The following is a 16004-nucleotide window of genomic DNA, read 5'->3' on the forward strand; positions in this document are numbered from 1 at the left end:
AAGTCGGAAAAGAAATCAGAAAATTATATTCTTGGTCTGATGAAGATAAATTAATTAATAACTAATCAACACACTTTAGTGTGTTGTCATTGGAAAGTCATGACTTTCTAATGACAACCTACTAAGGTTAAAAATGAAGGGGGAATTTAAAAAATGGCAATGACAATGACACAAAAGATCTTAGCAAAGCATGCGGGATTAGATCATGTTGAAGCGGGACAATTAATTGAAGCAAAATTGGATGTTGTAATGGCAAATGATATTACAGGGCCTATGGCATTACCAATTTTTGATAAAATGGCAGATAAAGTCTTTGATAAAGATAAAGTGGTTTTAGTGCCAGATCACTTTACACCAAATAAAGATATTAAATCTGCAGAAAATTCAAAAGCAATTTTGGATTTTACAAACAAACAATGTTTAACACATCGTATGGAACAAGGTAAATGTGGTGTAGAACATGCTATCTTACCAGAAAAAGGAATCGTTGTGGCTGGTGAATGTATTATTGGGGCAGACAGTCATACATGTACTTATGGGGCATTAGGAGCTTTTTCTACAGGTGTAGGAACAACAGATATCGCTACTGGAATGGCAACTGGTGAATTATGGTTTAAAGTACCAAGTGCTATTAAATTTGTGATTACTGGTAAACCAAGTGAATATGTTAGTGGGAAAGATGTTATTTTACATATTATTGATAAAATTGGTGTTGATGGGGCTTTATATAAATCAATGGAATTTGTGGGAGACGGTATTCAATATTTAACAATGGATGATCGTTTTACAATTTGTAATATGGCCATTGAAGCAGGAGCTAAAAATGGTATTTTCCCTGTTGATGATCAAACAATTGCTTATATTGAAAAACATTCTAAAAAGCCTTATGAAGTCTTTGATGCAGATGAAGATGCTGAATATGAACAAGTGGTAGAAATCAATTTAAGTGAAGTAAGACCAACTGTTGCATTTCCTCATTTACCAGGAAATGGACATACAATTGATGAAATTGAAGAAATGGATAAAATCTATATTGATCAAGTCGTTATTGGATCATGTACAAATGGACGTTTATCTGATTTAGAAAAAGCAGCTGCAATTTTAAAAGGTAAAAAAGTTGCAGACAATGTACGTGTGATGGTCGTACCAGCAACACAAAAAATCTTCTTACAATGTATTCAAAAAGGTTTAGCTGAAATCTTTGTAGAAGCTGGATGTGCATTCAATACACCAAGTTGTGGACCATGTATGGGTGGTCATATGGGTGTTATGGCTAAAGGTGAAAAATGTGTTTCAACAACAAACCGTAACTTCGTAGGTCGTATGGGAGATACAGAAGCACTTATTTATTTAGCTTCTCCACAAGTTGCTGCAGCAAGTGCGATTGCTGGATATATCGCAAATCCTGAAAAGGTAGGTAAAGAATAATGAAAATTTATAAATATAAAGATAATGTAGATACAGATGTAATTATTCCTGCACGTTATTTAAATTCATTTGATGCAAAAGAACTTGCAAGTCATGCTATGGTGGATATTGATCCTACTTTTGCTTCAACTGTAGAAAAAGGAGATATCATTGTAGCAGGTCAAAACTTTGGTTGTGGTTCTTCAAGAGAACATGCACCTCTTTGTTTAAAAACTGCTGGGGTTAAATGTGTTATCGCAAAAAGCTTTGCGCGTATTTTCTATCGTAATTCAATTAATATTGGTTTTCCAATTATGGAATGTGAAGAAGCAGCTGATAAAATTGAAAAAGGTGACGAAGTAGAAGTTGATTTTTCAACAGGTGTAATCACAAATAAAACAAAAAACGAAACTTACCAAAGTCAACCATTCCCAGAATTCTTACAAAAAATGATTGATGCTGATGGTTTAGTAAATTATGTAAATTCTAAAAAATAGGGGATAAAAAATGGAAAAGAATATAGCGGTTATTAAAGGTGATGGAATCGGGCCTGAAATCGTTACAGAAGCGATGAAAGTTTTAGATGCTGTTGCTAAAAAATACAATCATAAATTTAATTATACAGAAATCTTAATGGGTGGTTGTTCAATCGATGCTTATGGTGTGCCGTTAAGTGATGAAGCTTTAAAAATTGCTAAAAAAAGTGATAGTGTTTTATTAGGGGCTATTGGTGGAAATACGACAACTTCACCATGGTATAAATTAGAACCATCATTAAGACCAGAAGCAGGTTTATTAAAAATTAGAAAAGAATTAGGGTTATTCGCAAATTTACGTCCTGCTTATTTATATGATGAATTAAAAGGGGCTTGTCCACTTAAAGAAGAATTAACTGCAGGTGGATTTGATATGATGATCATGCGTGAATTAACTGGTGGTCTTTATTTCGGTGAACGTTCTACTGAAAAAGAAGGAGATCAAATGGTTGCTCGTGATTCAATGAGTTATAGTGAAAGTGAAATTCGTCGTATTGCTAAACGTGGATTTGATATTGCAATGAAAAGAAATAAAAAAGTAACAAGTGTGGATAAAGCAAATGTTTTAGATACTTCTCGTTTATGGCGTAAAGTTGTTGAAGAAGTTGCTAAAGAATATCCTGAAGTTACTTTAGAACATATGTTAGTAGATAACTGTGCAATGCAACTTGTAAGAGATCCAAAACAATTTGATGTTATTTTAACTGAAAATATGTTTGGTGATATTTTATCAGATGAAGCAAGTATGGTTACTGGTTCAATTGGAATGTTATCAAGTGCTTCTTTAAGAGAAGATAGTTTTGGTATGTATGAACCAAGTCATGGTAGTGCACCAGATATTGCTGGACAAAATATTGCTAATCCAATTGCAACTATTTTATCAGCAGCAATGATGCTTCGTTATTCTTTTGATTTAGATCAAGAAGCAAAAGATGTGGAAGATGCTATTGAAAAAGTATTAAAAGAAGGATATCGTACAACAGATATCATGTCTGAAGGTAAAACATTAGTAGGTACTCGTGAAATGGGAGACCTTATTGTAAGTCATTTATAGGAGGATATAGGGATGAAAAGTGATTTTGTAAAAAAAGGAACTGAAAGAGCTCCTCATCGATCATTATTTAATGCCGCTGGGTATACAGATGAAGAATTAGAAAGACCATTAATTGGGGTTGTCAATTCTTTCAATGAAATTGTTCCAGGACATATGAACTTAGATAAAATTTGTGAAGCTGTAAAAAAAGGAATCTATCTTGCCGGTGGAGTACCCGTAGAAATTCCAGCAATCGCTGTATGTGATGGTATTGCCATGAACCATACAGGTATGAAATATTCACTTGTTACACGTGAATTAATTGCTGATAGTACAGAAGCCATGGCTGAAGCACATCAATTTGATGGTTTAGTTATGATTCCTAACTGTGATAAAAACGTACCAGGATTATTAATGGCTGCTGCCAGAGTCAATGTTCCAACAATCTTTGTTTCTGGTGGACCAATGTTAGCTGGTCGTAAAATGGATGGTAAAAGAACATGTTTATCTTCATTATTTGAAGCTGTAGGACAATTCAATGCAGGGAATATGACAGAAGATAAACTTCATGAATTTGAACAAAAAGCATGTCCAACTTGTGGTTCATGTTCAGGTATGTATACAGCAAACTCAATGAACTGTTTAACTGAAGTTTTAGGAATGGCTCTTCGTGGAAACGGAACAATTCCAGCAGTTTATTCAGAAAGAATTAGACTTGCAAAACATGCAGGTATGCAAATCGTAGAACTTATTAAAAAAGATATTCGTCCTCGTGATATTATGACTGAAAAAGCATTTATCAATGCTTTAACAATGGATATGGCACTAGGATGTTCAACAAACTCAATGCTTCATTTACCAGCTATTGCTCATGAAGCAGGAGTTACTTTAAATCTTGAAATTGCGAATGAAATTTCTAAGAAAACACCTAACTTATGTCATTTAGCTCCAGCTGGTGATACATTTATGGAAGATTTAAATGAAGCTGGTGGAATTTATGCAGTTATGAATGAAATTAATAAATTAGGTTTATTATCAACTGATCTATTAACTGTTACTGGGAAAACAGTGGCTGAAAATATTGAAGGATGTGTTAACTTAGATCCTGAAATCATTCGTCCAGTGGAAAATCCATATTCACCTTATGGTGGTATCGCTGTTTTAAAAGGAAATATTTGTCCAAATGGGGCCGTTGTTAAACAATCAGCAGTTGCTAAAGAAATGATGGTACATACCGGACCTGCTCGTGTCTTTGATTGTGAAGATGATGCCATTGTTGCTATCCGTGAAGGAAAAATTGTTAAAGGTGATGTTGTTGTTATTCGTTATGAAGGACCTAAAGGTGGACCTGGAATGCGTGAAATGTTATCACCAACTTCAGAAATCGCTGGTATGGGCTTAGATAAAGATGTTGCTTTAATTACAGATGGTCGTTTCTCTGGAGCTACTCGTGGAGCTTCAATTGGACACGTAGCACCTGAAGCTGCTTTAGGTGGACCAATTGCTTTCATTGAAGAAGGAGATATTATTGATATTGATATTACAAATCATTCAATGAATGTACGTGTTAGTGATGAAGAAATGTCTGCAAGAAAAGCTAAATGGCAACCAAGAGAACCTCGTATTAAAAAAGGTTACTTAGTAAGATATGCTTCTTTAGTAACATCTGCAGATAAAGGTGCTGTATTACAAGCACCAGAAGAAAAAAAATAAAAGGAGGAAAAACAAAATGATGTTAACTGGTTCAGAAATTATATGTGAATGTTTAATTGAACAAGGTGTCGATACAGTGTTTGGTTATCCGGGAGGAACTATTCTTAACGTCTATGATGCACTTTATCGTTATCAAGATAAAATCAATCATGTTTTGACCTCTCATGAACAAGGTGCTTCTCATGCCGCTGATGGTTATGCAAGAGCAACAGGAAAAGTTGGTGTTTGTATGGCTACTTCAGGACCAGGGGCAACAAACCTTGTTACTGGAATTGCGACGGCTTATATGGATTCAACACCACTTGTTGCTATTACTGCAAATGTTGGTGTTGAAATCTTAGGGCGTGACAGTTTCCAAGAAATTGATATTACTGGTGTGACAATGCCAATTACAAAACATAATTTTATCGTTAAAGATATTAAAGATTTAGTGCCTACAATTCGTAAAGCATTCTATATTGCAAAAGAAGGTAGACCAGGACCTGTCTTAGTAGACGTTACTAAAAACGTTACTGCAGAAAAGATGGAATTTGAACCACTTCAACCAAAAGCTATTGAACCTAAAACTGAAACATATACTGTTGAAGATTTAGATCAAGCAATTGAAATAATCAAAGAAAGTGAAAAACCATTTATCTTTGCTGGTGGTGGTGTTATTTCATCTGGTGCAAGTCAAGAATTAAAAGAATTTGCAGAAAAAATTGATGCACCTGTTTGTGAAACATTAATGGGTAAAGGGGCTTTTGATAATACAAGACCTCGTTATACAGGAATGCTTGGAATGCATGGAACAAAAGCAAGTAACTTTGGGGTAAGCCAATGTGATTTATTAATTACAGTTGGTGCACGTTTCTCTGATCGTGTTACTGGTAATACTCAAACATTTGCTTCTAATGCTAAAATTATTCACATTGATGTAGATGCTGCTGAAATCAATAAAAATATTCAAGTTGATTTAGGTATTATTGGTGATGCTAAATGTATTTTAAATGAATTAAATAATAAGTTAGAAAGACAAAATCATCCACAATGGTTAAAACAAATTCGTGATTTAAAAGATCGTTATCCACTTAACTATGATGATTCTACTCTTACAGGACCTTATGTCCTTGAACAAATTGATTATTTAACAGATAGTAATGCGATTATTTGTACAGATGTTGGGCAACATCAAATGTGGGCTGCTCAATATTATCATTATCGACGTCCACGTCAATTAATTACTTCAGGTGGAGCTGGAACAATGGGATTTGGTTTAGGTGCTGCAATTGGTGCTAAATATGGAAATCCTGATTTCCCGGTATTCAATATTGCTGGTGATGGATGCTTCAGAATGAATATGAATGAACTTGCTACAGCAAGTCGTTACAATGTGCCTATTATTCAAGTTGTTATCAACAATAAGGTATTAGGAATGGTAAGACAATGGCAAACATTATTCTATGGTAAACGTTATAGTAATACGATTTTAGATGATAAAGTTGATTTCTGTAAAGTTGCTGAAGGATTAGGATGTAAAGCAATTCGTGTTTCTACTAAAGAAGAAGTTGCTCCAGCTATTAAAGAAGCTTTAGATACAAATGGACCTGTTTTAATTGAAGTAATGATTGGTAAAGATGATAAAGTTTTCCCAATGGTTGCTCCAGGCGGTGCTATTTCTAAAGCATTTGATGAATCTGATTTAAAAAATAAATAATTTATGAAAGATCAAATAGAAATATTTGGTCTTTTTTTTGTTTTTTGAAGAAAAAAGGAGACAACATGACGAATATATATTGTGGAGGATAAAAATATGAATGGGATTCAAAATAAAAAATGTATGTATGATTATTGTTGTCAAAGAATTATTTGTCATAAAGAAATTCTATCAAGAATTATTCAAGAATATGTAGAAGAAGCAAAGAAAATGACAATTGAAGAAATAAGTAAACATATTTATGGTATTAAAATGTCTTCATTAGAAGAATATATTTACTCAAAGAAAAGAGATAAAAATAATAAACAAGATGTACGATGTTATTTTAATTTAAAGGAATGTATTCAAATCAATATCTATTTAAATTTAGACTATAAAGAAGATGCACATGTAAATAAAAGAAAGAAACATAAAGTATATCATTTATATTTTATAACCCAATCTTTAGAATATGATGATGGAACTGTTTTAATGAATATAAATTCCCAACTAAACATTTATAAATCCAGGATTTATATTTCAAATCGATATCGATCAAATAATGAATGTAAACAATATAATGAAATTCTTACTTTAATGCACATCATCTTAAGTTATCGAATGGGTGCAAAGTATAAAGAAAGATCAATAAAAAAATACATAAATAATAAAGAAATAGATAAGGAATTAGAGATAATGTGTAATTTAAGTCAAGCTATAGAAATGGATATTAAAGAAAAGACAGTCAGAAAAGTGACAAGAGAAGTTACAAGACAAAATAAAGTCAGAGCTATTTATAATATTATGAAAAATCTAAATGTTTCTTTTGATGTAGCGATAGATATTTTAGGTTTTACTAAAAATGAAAAAATTATTTTAAAAGAATATTTAAAAAATAAAGAATACTTATTGACCTTATAGTAACTCTAACGTGTATGTTTTGGTTAGAAAGAAGGGAAATAAAATGAAAAAGAGTGTGAAATTAGTCATGATCATTGTTTTATTGATGGCAGGTGGGTGTACGACTCAAAAGAAAGAAGAAAACACAAGAATCATCGATACAAGTATGTTTCTTTACAAAGTATCTGATCAAAAAGGAGGATATTCATATTTATTTGGAACATTTCATCCAGGAAGGTATCCTATTAAAAGTTTAGATAAGGTAACAGAAAAGGCATTAGATGAAAGTGATTCAATTTATTTGGAATGTGATATGAAACCATCGTCAAAAGAAACAGAAGAAATCACTAAATACAATACGTACAATTCAATTCGTGATTTAGGTCTGGAAGATAAATATGAAAATCTAATGAAACAATACAAAAGTTTGAAAGGAAAACCTGGCTATGCACTCTATAATGTATTTGTAATAAACTCACTTATAAATAGTGATCCTGAAGTATTGAATAAGGCAAATATAAGTAAATTTAATGCAATTGATAATTATATTTATGAGTATGCTCAAAAGAAAAAGAATTTTAAAGAAGTAGAAGGTATTGAATTTCAAATGAAGCTATTAACTGAATTATCAGGGGATTACTCAGAGACGATATTAGATAATTTAGCAAATAAAGAAATGGTAATAAAAAATGCTAAAGAAGATTTAGATGCTTATTATAGTGGTAATACACAATATTATGAAGATGAACAAAATTTATTGTTAAATCAGTTAGAACAATTAAATGATAGTGATAAAGAAAAGTATGAAAAGTATTGGGATATGCTTGCATATAATAGAAACATTCATATGAAAGATACTTTAGCCGATAGTATTCATAATAATAAACATGATTTTATAGGTGTAGGATGTAAACATCTCTATGGTAAAAAAGGCATTATCCAATTATTAAAGGATGATGGCTATTTAGTTGAATGTATGAAATAATGAAGGTAGGTGAAAATTATGCAAATAAAAGAGGTTCAAGAAAAACTAAAAATCAGTTCTTATACACTAAGATATTATGAAAAGATGGGACTCATTCAACCTTATCGTGATGAAAATGGTTATCGAAATTATAGTGAAGAAGATATTCACAAAATAGAAAGAATTATGTTTTTAAGAGATATCAATGTACCTATAGAAGATATTAAAGATATCTTAAATAATAAAGTTACATTTCAAGATGTCTTAGAAAATCATATTGAAAAAGTAAATACCGAAATAGAATCATTACAATATATAAAAAACATGTGTGAAGATTTAAAAGAAAAGAATATTCCCTTATTAGATCAAGTAATTGAAGACAATCAAATAGGAGATAAAAAAGTTAAGAAAAGAGATTTAAAGAAAGTATTTGATTATTTTAAGAAAGATCAAACAGTAGTTATTGGTTATAAGTCGATACCAAGAAGTCTGTTAGGCATTAGTGTTTTATCTTTATTTATATCTGGAATTTTTGGAATTTTAATTGGTTTAGCATTTCCTAATATGATTTCTTATGTGAACGAACAAACACGAAGTTCAGTACAACATTTTCAAATACCTTTTTATAAAGCATCAGGGAAACTCATTATTTTTTCTATGTGTATTTCATTTATTATTCTTTTGATTATATTTGTTATTTGTGAAACTAAATTAGAATATGTTGAATTAACAGATAATAAGATTTCAATTTGTAGTTATCACTATCAAAGTAGAAAATCTATTTTAAAAAGCTTGATAACTAAAAAAGAAAATAATGAAAATAAGGAATATAGTTGGCAGGATTTAAGAAGAGTAAAAATAGAACTTTATTTTACAAAAGGTGGTGGAGGACATCAGGGATTATATACATTTTATGTGATGCAATTTAGTTTTATCTTTCAAGATGGATTTGAATTTATCATTGATATGGGAAAATCAGTTGAGGAAAATCCTAAAATGGCTTATCAAATATTAAGAAATAAGAATATTGATATTCAAGCAAGTGATGAAGTAATTGACTTCTTTGAACAAAATGAATTAAAGTTGTATGATTTTTTTGAAAATATTTATCATAAAAATGGAAAGAATAGATAGGAGGATTAGATGTGAATTTAATCCTTTTTCTTTGTTAATAAATTAACTTTATTTTTTTATAATCGCCTGTTGTAAATTGTTTCTAAAAGAGTACAATGTAGTGGAATTTAGGGAGAAAGATCATGAAAAAGATAAAAAAAAGAGATTTAATTAGTTTTGCCTGTGTATTTTGTTCTTCATTGATTATGGCTGCTACAACTAAAACATTTGTAAGACCAGCGCACTTACTATCAGGTGGGTTTATGGGTATTGCCTTACTTGTAGATATGATTGCTGATTTATTTGGAAAATCAATTCCAACAGCATTCACTTTAGTTGTTTTAAATGTACCTGTTGCGCTTATTTGTGCCAAGAAAATATCAAAACGATTTGTATTCTTTTCGTTATTACAAGTCTTTTTAACATCATTTTTATTACAAATTATTCCAAATTATCCATTATTTGATGAACAAGTTTTAAATGTTGTATTTGGTGGATATATTTGGGGAATGAGTATTGTACTTGCTTTAAAAGCGGGTGCTTCTTCAGGTGGTACAGATTTTATTGCTTTGTATTTTGCTAATAAAAATGGACGAGAAATCTGGATGCAAGTTTTTGCCTTTAATGCTATGATTTTATGTGTTTTTGGAGTTATTTTTGGATTTGATAAAGCAGGGTATTCTATTTTGTTCCAATTTATCTCAACAAAAACAATTTCTACTTTCCATACACGATATAAACGTGTTATGTTACACATCTATACTGTAAAAAAAGACGAAGTGGTGGATACTTATTTAGAAAAATTTCATCATGGGATCACTGCTTTAGATGGTTATGGAGGATATTCACATCATCCTGTAAGCTATTTAACAGCAATTGTTTCAAGTTATGAAGTCGGAGATGTTTTAGAAGCTTTAAAGGAAACTGATCCAAAGATTATTGTTTCTGTAACTAAAGTTGAAAACTTTATAGGACGTTTTTATAATAAACCATTGGATTAACGAGTATACACCCGTTAATTTTTTTATGTCTTTTGATGCAAAATAGAGTAGAATCCACCTTCAATACTGTAAGCATCATAACCTTGTTGACATAAATCATCTGCTAGTTTTTTTGATTTAGCTCCGCTATAACAGATAAGAATAAGTGGTTCTTTTTTAGAAAAATGATACTGATTGAGATTGAACTTTTCATAGGGAATATTTGTGAATTTTGTTAGATGAATTTTCTTATACTCATAGGGATCTCTTAAATCGACAAATTGATAATCATTCTCTAACATAGATGGGATTTTTTGGATAGGGATTACATTCGTATTTTTCATATTTTTCACCTCATAATATAATATGAAATTAATTGAAAACAATGATTATAGATGATATAATTCAGCCATGGAGGAATTATAAAAATGGATAAGAAAACAATTAGAGATATTGAAGTCGCTGGAAAAACTGTTTTAGTTCGTGTTGACTTCAACGTACCAAGAAGTAAAGAAACAGGAGAAATCACTAATGATAATCGTATTGTTGCTGCATTGCCAACAATCAAATATTTATTAGAACAATCTCCAAAAGCTATCGTTTTATTCTCTCACTTAGGTAAAGTGAAAACTGAAGAAGACAAAGCTAAAAACAATTTAGCTGTTGTTGCTCCTAGATTAGCTGAATTATTAGGTAGAGACGTAAAATTCGTAGATTGCACTCGTGGTGCTGAATTAGAAGAAGCTGTTAAAAACGCTGAAAATGGACAAGTTATCTTAGTTCAAAACACTCGTTATGAAGCTGGAGAAAGTAAAAATGATCCTGAATTAGGAAAATACTGGGCTTCATTAGGTGATGTATTTGTTGAAGATGCATTCGGTTCAGTTCATAGAGCTCATGCTTCTACAGCTGGAATCCCTGCTCATTTACCATCAGCAGCTGGTTTCTTAGTAGAAAAAGAAATCAACTACATTGGAAAAGCTGTAAGTAATCCAGAAAGACCAATGGTTGCTATCTTAGGTGGAGCTAAAGTTTCTGATAAAATCTTAGTTATCGAAAACTTATTAAAAATTGCTGACAAAGTTATCGTTGGTGGAGGTATGTGCTATACTTTCGCTAAAGCTCAAGGTCATTCAATCGGTAACTCTTTAGTTGAAGATGATAGAATTGACGTAGCTAAAGATATCTTAGCTAAAGCTGGAGATAAATTAATCTTACCAGTTGATTCTGTAATCAATACTGCATTTGCTGCAGAAGGTGATATTAAAGTTTGTGGTGAAGATGTACCTGATGGATACATGGGATTAGACATCGGACCTAAATCTGTAGAAAACATCAAAGCTGCTTTAGCTGGTGCTAAAACAGTTGTATGGAATGGACCTATGGGTGTATTCGAAATGGAACCATTCGCTAAAGGAACAATCGCTGTATGTGAAGCTTTAGCTGGCTTAGAAGGTGCTAACACTATCATTGGTGGTGGAGATAGCGCTGCTGCAGTAATGCAACTTGGATATGCTGATAAAGTTTCTCACATCTCAACTGGTGGTGGAGCTTCATTAGAATATATGGAAGGTAAAGTTCTTCCAGGTATCGCTGCAATTGATGATAAATAATAAGGAAGGTATTTGTAATCATGAGAAAACCAATTATCGTAGGAAACTGGAAAATGAATAAAACAATCGCTGCTACAAAAGCATTCGTAGAAGCTGTTGATCCAGAAGTAACTGATAAAGCTGACTGGGGAATTGCTACTCCATACTTAGCTTTACAAACTGCAAAAGCAGGAGCTAAAAACTTAATCGTAGCTGCTGAAAACGTACACTTCAAAGATAGCGGAGCTTATACTGGTGAAGTATCTGTTGAAATGTTAAAAGAAATCGGAGTTGAATGGGTTATCTTAGGTCACTCTGAAAGAAGACAATATTTTGGGGAAACTGATGAAACAGTTAACGCTAAAATGCTTCAAGTTCTTAAAAATGATATGACTCCAATCGTATGTGTTGGTGAAACATTAGAACAATATGAAGCTGGAACTACTAAAGATGTTGTTAAAACTCAAGTAGTTGCTGCTTACAAAGATGTTTGTCCTAAATGTGCTGCTAGAAGCGTTATCGCTTACGAACCAGTATGGGCTATCGGAACTGGAAAAACTGCTACAAACGAAATCGCTCAAGATGTTTGTGGATATATCCGTTCAGTAGTTGCTGAATTATACGGACAAGAAGTTGCTGATCAAGTAAGAATTCAATATGGTGGATCTGTTAAACCTGAAGGTTTAAAAGCATTATTAGAACAACCTGATATTGATGGTGCTTTAGTTGGTGGAGCTTCATTAGTTGAAGATTCATACAAAGCAATGATCGCTGCTTTAGACTAATTGTTGTATAAACTCTAGGAAAATTCCTAGAGTTTTTCTTTTTTTTAAATTTATTTGATAAAATGCAAAAAAATATAAAAAAGTATTGCATTTATCAAGAGATAATGGTAAATTAGTTGTCGACGCAATAGGTTAATTGCGCATTCATTGTTGTGTGGAAGGGTAACACCCATTTGACCACAACACGGACAAATTTTTACAAGGAGGAAATGTCGCGTGAGTAAGAAAGTTGTTAGAGTTATGAAAATTCAATTCAAAGCAGGGCAAGCTAAACCTGGTCCAGCATTAGCAGGTGCAGGTATCCAAATGCCTAAATTCTGTACTGCTTTCAATGATCAAACTAAAGATCGTATGGGAGAAACAGTACCAGTTGTCTTAACAGTATATGAAGACAAAGATTTCAGCTTTGTATTAAAAACTGCTCCAGCTTCAGAAATGATTAAAAAAGCTTTAGGAGTACAAAAAGGTTCTAGTAATGCAGGAACAACTACTGTAGGAACATTATCAGCTGACAAATTAAAAGAAATCGCTGAATACAAAATGCCTGACTTAAATGCTTATGATTTAGATGCTGCAATGAAAATCGTTGCTGGTACAGCTAAAAACATGGGTGTTAAAGTTGAAGGAATCGATGCGTAAGCATCACGTGGAAGGATAATCCGTTATAACCACTAAGGAGGAAATTAAATGGCAAAGAAAAGTAAAAGATATACAGAAGCAGCTGCATTAATTGAAAATGGAAGACTTTATTCAGCTGAAGAAGCTATTGAATTAGTTAAAAAAACAAGTAATGTAAAATTCGATGCAAGTGTCGATGTTGCTTTCAATTTAGGATTAGATGTTAGACAAGCAGATCAACAATTACGTGGAGCTGTTGTATTACCACACGGAACTGGTAAAACTAAAAAAGTTTTAGTTGTAGCTGAAGGAGAAAAAGCTCAAGAAGCTAAAGATGCTGGTGCAGATATCGTTGCTGGTAAAGAAATTTTAGAAGACATCAAAAAAGGATGGTTAGATTTCGAAGTTATGATCGCTACTCCTAACATGATGGCTGAATTAGGTAAATTAGGTCGTATCTTAGGACCTAAAGGTTTAATGCCTAACCCAAAAACTGGAACAGTAACTATGGATGTTGCTAAAGCAGTTCAAGAAACAAAAGCTGGTAAAGTAACTTACCGTACTGATAAAGAAGGTAATGTTCATTTACCAATCGGTAGAGTATCATTTGATGATGCTAAATTAGTTGAAAACTTCAACACAATTTATGATTTAATCGTAAGATTAAAACCAACATCAGCTAAAGGTACTTATATTAAAAATATTGCAGTTTCATCAACTATGGGACCTGCAATCAAAGTTCAAACTACTAAATAGTTTGTAAAAAATGTCGCAATCAATATACCGTAGACAGTAACTGGGAAACCTTAATTTGTTACCGAGGTGTTGAGTTTATGAAGAACTTGAACTCCTATCTACGTATGGGAGTTTTAAATATAGCGCGTATATTGTTGCATATATAAAAATTTATAGGAGGTGTAGCAATGTCAGTAGAAGCAATCAATGCGAAAAAAGTCGTTGTTGAAGAAATCACTGGTAAATTTAATGATTCACAATCTGCTGTAGTAGTAGAATATCGTGGATTATCAGTAGCAGAAGTCACTGAATTACGTAAAGCATTACGTGAAGAAGATGTTGAATTCAAAGTTTACAAAAACAAATTAGTTCAAAGAGCTACTGAAAGCGCTGGATATGCTGAAATCAATGATAAATTAGTAGGTCCAAACGCTATTGCATTCGGTCATAGTGATGCCGTTGCACCTGCAAGAGTTTTAGCTAACTTTGCTAAAGATCATGAAGCTTTAGTAATCAAAGCTGGAATTGTTGAAGGAAAAGTATTAGAAGTAGAAGAAATTAATGAAATTGCTAAATTACCTGGACGTGAAGGAATGTACTCAATGTTACTTGGTATGTTACAAGCACCAGTTAGCAAATTCGCTAGAGTTGTAAAAGCTGTAGCAGATGCAAGAGAAGAAAATGGTGGAGAAGCACCAGTTGAAGCACCTGCTGAAGAAAAAGTAGAAGAAGCTGCTGAATAAGCAGAATTGATGAAAAGGAGAATATAAACATGGCAAAATTAACACATGAAGATATCTTAGCTTACTTAGAAGAAGCTACTATTTTAGAATTAAATGACTTAGTAAAAGCAATCGAAGAAAAATTTGATGTAACTGCTGCTGCACCAGTTGCTGTAGCTGCTGCTGCTGATGCTGGAGCTGCTGCTGAACCTACAGAAGTTAACGTAACATTAACTGAAGTTGGTGGAACTAAAGTTGCTGTAATCAAAGCTGTAAGAGAAATCACTGGATTAGGATTAGTTGATGCTAAAGGATTAGTTGATAAAGCACCTTCAGTAATCAAAGAAAAAGTATCTGCTGATGAAGCTAAAGAAATCAAAGAAAAATTAGAAGCTGCTGGAGCTACAGTAGAAGTTAAATAATTATAACTTTGATTTAAAAGAAGGATCTTACGATTCTTCTTTTTTTATTGGTTAAAATTCTATTTATTTGTATAATAAAGAAAAAGGAAATAGAGGAAATACAAATGAAACATTATTTTACAGATAATACTGATTTAAAAAGTGAACAATCACAATTTATTTTTAGATTTCATAAATATGATCTTTTATTTACAAGTGATAATGGTGTTTTTTCTAAAAGCATGATAGATTATGGATCACGTGTTTTATTAGACAATATCGAAATTACAAATGAAAAAACACTTCTTGATGTAGGATGTGGCTATGGAACTTTCGGAATATGTCTTAATAAAGTTTATTCACATTTAAATGTGGATATGGTCGATGTCAATGATCGTGCACTTGAACTTGCCAAATTAAATGCTAAAAATAATAATATTCATGCAAATATTTATAAAAGCTTTATTTATGAAAATGTTCAAGGAAGTTATGATGTGATCGTAACAAATCCACCAGTAAGAGCGGGTAAAGAAGTTGTAACTACAATTTTACAAGAATCAATTGAACATCTTAATGAAAATGGAAGTTTATGGGTTATTTTACAAAAGAAACAAGGCGCTCCTTCGGCTAAAAAGAAAATGGAAGAAGTTTTTGGGAATTGTGAAATTGTTAAAAGAGATAAGGGATATTACTTGTTACATAGTGTAAAAAGATAATATTTCTTTTTTTTATTTTTTGCTAAAGTGAAAAGTTAAATTCCACTTTAAAAAAATGAAAAATAAAAGTAGAATTTACTCTTTCAGAAAGCAGATTTTATAAGAATATTAGGT

The 16004-nt window shown here is 31.9% G+C and carries 17 protein-coding genes and 1 other annotated feature; of the genes, 16 read left to right on the forward strand and 1 reads right to left on the reverse strand.

The features are described from left to right. The first annotated feature begins 153 nt into the window (after positions 1 to 153). The 9 genes from leuC to LJD32_RS12405 all read left to right on the forward strand — a co-directional run bounded on the left by leuC (position 154) and on the right by LJD32_RS12405 (position 10342). On the forward strand, positions 154 to 1428 hold the full coding sequence (leuC, locus tag LJD32_RS12365) for a 3-isopropylmalate dehydratase large subunit (RefSeq protein ID WP_227392548.1): 1275 nt from the start codon (positions 154 to 156) through the stop codon (positions 1426 to 1428). Continuing rightward, entirely contained in the window at positions 1428 to 1904 is a 477-nt protein-coding gene (leuD, locus tag LJD32_RS12370) for a 3-isopropylmalate dehydratase small subunit (RefSeq protein ID WP_032089413.1), read from the forward strand. Before leuC ends, leuD begins: the two co-directional genes overlap by 1 nt. Before the next feature lie 10 nt (positions 1905 to 1914). Further along, a complete protein-coding gene (leuB, locus tag LJD32_RS12375) occupies positions 1915 to 2997 on the forward strand; it encodes a 3-isopropylmalate dehydrogenase (protein ID WP_227392547.1) in 1083 nt (360 codons plus the stop codon). Positions 2998 to 3009: 12 nt separating this feature from the next. Further along, on the forward strand, positions 3010 to 4689 hold the full coding sequence (gene ilvD, locus LJD32_RS12380; RefSeq protein WP_032089411.1) for a dihydroxy-acid dehydratase: 1680 nt from the start codon (positions 3010 to 3012) through the stop codon (positions 4687 to 4689). Positions 4690 to 4705: 16 nt separating this feature from the next. Further along, the gene (gene ilvB / locus LJD32_RS12385) at positions 4706 to 6385 is read left to right on the forward strand and encodes a biosynthetic-type acetolactate synthase large subunit (protein WP_147580844.1); all 1680 of its coding nucleotides are present in this window, start codon (positions 4706 to 4708) and stop codon (positions 6383 to 6385) included. Between the two features lie 96 nt (positions 6386 to 6481). Continuing rightward, positions 6482 to 7285 (forward strand): hypothetical protein, encoded by an 804-nt coding sequence (locus LJD32_RS12390; protein ID WP_227392546.1) that lies wholly within the window; start codon positions 6482 to 6484, stop codon positions 7283 to 7285. A gap of 43 nt (positions 7286 to 7328) precedes the next feature. Further along, positions 7329 to 8249, forward strand: coding sequence for a TraB/GumN family protein (locus tag LJD32_RS12395; protein ID WP_227392545.1), 921 nt, complete (start codon positions 7329 to 7331; stop codon positions 8247 to 8249). An 18-nt stretch (positions 8250 to 8267) separates the two neighbouring features. Beyond that, positions 8268 to 9362 carry a MerR family transcriptional regulator gene (locus tag LJD32_RS12400; RefSeq protein WP_227392544.1) on the forward strand — a complete coding sequence of 365 codons (1095 nt, stop codon included), beginning with the start codon at positions 8268 to 8270 and terminating at the stop codon, positions 9360 to 9362. Between the two features lie 122 nt (positions 9363 to 9484). After that, positions 9485 to 10342 (forward strand): YitT family protein, encoded by an 858-nt coding sequence (locus LJD32_RS12405; RefSeq protein WP_119362726.1) that lies wholly within the window; start codon positions 9485 to 9487, stop codon positions 10340 to 10342. 23 nt (positions 10343 to 10365) lie between these two features. Here the strand turns inward: LJD32_RS12405 and LJD32_RS12410 are convergent, their stop codons facing one another. After that, positions 10366 to 10665: a rhodanese-like domain-containing protein gene (locus LJD32_RS12410; protein ID WP_032089406.1), complete on the reverse strand. Its 300-nt coding sequence runs from the start codon at positions 10663 to 10665 to the stop codon at positions 10366 to 10368. An 84-nt stretch (positions 10666 to 10749) separates the two neighbouring features. On the opposite strand from LJD32_RS12410, the gene LJD32_RS12415 reads away from it, so the two are divergent. The 7 genes from LJD32_RS12415 (at position 10750) to LJD32_RS12445 (ending at position 15890) form a co-directional block, all read left to right on the forward strand. Beyond that, positions 10750 to 11934 (forward strand): phosphoglycerate kinase, encoded by a 1185-nt coding sequence (locus LJD32_RS12415; RefSeq protein ID WP_022002408.1) that lies wholly within the window; start codon positions 10750 to 10752, stop codon positions 11932 to 11934. Between the two features lie 20 nt (positions 11935 to 11954). Then, a complete protein-coding gene (gene tpiA / locus LJD32_RS12420) occupies positions 11955 to 12698 on the forward strand; it encodes a triose-phosphate isomerase (RefSeq protein WP_032089405.1) in 744 nt (247 codons plus the stop codon). A gap of 216 nt (positions 12699 to 12914) precedes the next feature. Continuing rightward, positions 12915 to 13337: a 50S ribosomal protein L11 gene (gene rplK / locus LJD32_RS12425; RefSeq protein ID WP_022002410.1), complete on the forward strand. Its 423-nt coding sequence runs from the start codon at positions 12915 to 12917 to the stop codon at positions 13335 to 13337. A gap of 48 nt (positions 13338 to 13385) precedes the next feature. Beyond that, positions 13386 to 14072, forward strand: a complete 687-nt coding sequence (gene rplA / locus LJD32_RS12430) for a 50S ribosomal protein L1 (protein ID WP_119362727.1) — start codon at positions 13386 to 13388, stop codon at positions 14070 to 14072. 9 nt (positions 14073 to 14081) lie between these two features. Then, positions 14082 to 14199: a sequence feature (ribosomal protein L10 leader region), on the forward strand. Between the two features lie 40 nt (positions 14200 to 14239). Next, a complete protein-coding gene (rplJ, locus tag LJD32_RS12435; RefSeq protein WP_175301961.1) occupies positions 14240 to 14794 on the forward strand; it encodes a 50S ribosomal protein L10 in 555 nt (184 codons plus the stop codon). Between the two features lie 29 nt (positions 14795 to 14823). Further along, positions 14824 to 15195 (forward strand): 50S ribosomal protein L7/L12, encoded by a 372-nt coding sequence (gene rplL, locus LJD32_RS12440; RefSeq protein ID WP_022002413.1) that lies wholly within the window; start codon positions 14824 to 14826, stop codon positions 15193 to 15195. A 65-nt stretch (positions 15196 to 15260) separates the two neighbouring features. Beyond that, on the forward strand, positions 15261 to 15890 hold the full coding sequence (locus tag LJD32_RS12445) for a class I SAM-dependent methyltransferase (protein WP_256187681.1): 630 nt from the start codon (positions 15261 to 15263) through the stop codon (positions 15888 to 15890). The last annotated feature ends 114 nt before the right edge of the window (positions 15891 to 16004 follow it).

The organism is Faecalibacillus sp. TM498, from assembly GCF_020589955.1.
Lineage (GTDB): Bacteria > Bacillota_I > Bacilli_A > Erysipelotrichales > Coprobacillaceae > Faecalibacillus > Faecalibacillus intestinalis.

Excerpts from the sequence above, each read along its gene's own strand:
- leuC (WP_227392548.1), top strand. The coding sequence starts at position 154 with ATGGCAATGACAATGACACAAAAGATCTTAGCAAAGCATGCGGGATTA.
- leuD (WP_032089413.1), top strand. The coding sequence starts at position 1,428 with ATGAAAATTTATAAATATAAAGATAATGTAGATACAGATGTAATTATT.
- leuB (WP_227392547.1), top strand. The coding sequence starts at position 1,915 with ATGGAAAAGAATATAGCGGTTATTAAAGGTGATGGAATCGGGCCTGAA.
- ilvD (WP_032089411.1), top strand. The coding sequence starts at position 3,010 with ATGAAAAGTGATTTTGTAAAAAAAGGAACTGAAAGAGCTCCTCATCGA.
- ilvB (WP_147580844.1), top strand. The coding sequence starts at position 4,706 with ATGATGTTAACTGGTTCAGAAATTATATGTGAATGTTTAATTGAACAA.
- LJD32_RS12390 (WP_227392546.1), top strand. The coding sequence starts at position 6,482 with ATGAATGGGATTCAAAATAAAAAATGTATGTATGATTATTGTTGTCAA.
- LJD32_RS12395 (WP_227392545.1), top strand. The coding sequence starts at position 7,329 with ATGAAAAAGAGTGTGAAATTAGTCATGATCATTGTTTTATTGATGGCA.
- LJD32_RS12400 (WP_227392544.1), top strand. The coding sequence starts at position 8,268 with ATGCAAATAAAAGAGGTTCAAGAAAAACTAAAAATCAGTTCTTATACA.
- LJD32_RS12405 (WP_119362726.1), top strand. The coding sequence starts at position 9,485 with ATGAAAAAGATAAAAAAAAGAGATTTAATTAGTTTTGCCTGTGTATTT.
- LJD32_RS12410 (WP_032089406.1), bottom strand. The coding sequence starts at position 10,665 with ATGAAAAATACGAATGTAATCCCTATCCAAAAAATCCCATCTATGTTA.
- LJD32_RS12415 (WP_022002408.1), top strand. The coding sequence starts at position 10,750 with ATGGATAAGAAAACAATTAGAGATATTGAAGTCGCTGGAAAAACTGTT.
- tpiA (WP_032089405.1), top strand. The coding sequence starts at position 11,955 with ATGAGAAAACCAATTATCGTAGGAAACTGGAAAATGAATAAAACAATC.
- rplA (WP_119362727.1), top strand. The coding sequence starts at position 13,386 with ATGGCAAAGAAAAGTAAAAGATATACAGAAGCAGCTGCATTAATTGAA.
- rplJ (WP_175301961.1), top strand. The coding sequence starts at position 14,240 with ATGTCAGTAGAAGCAATCAATGCGAAAAAAGTCGTTGTTGAAGAAATC.
- rplL (WP_022002413.1), top strand. The coding sequence starts at position 14,824 with ATGGCAAAATTAACACATGAAGATATCTTAGCTTACTTAGAAGAAGCT.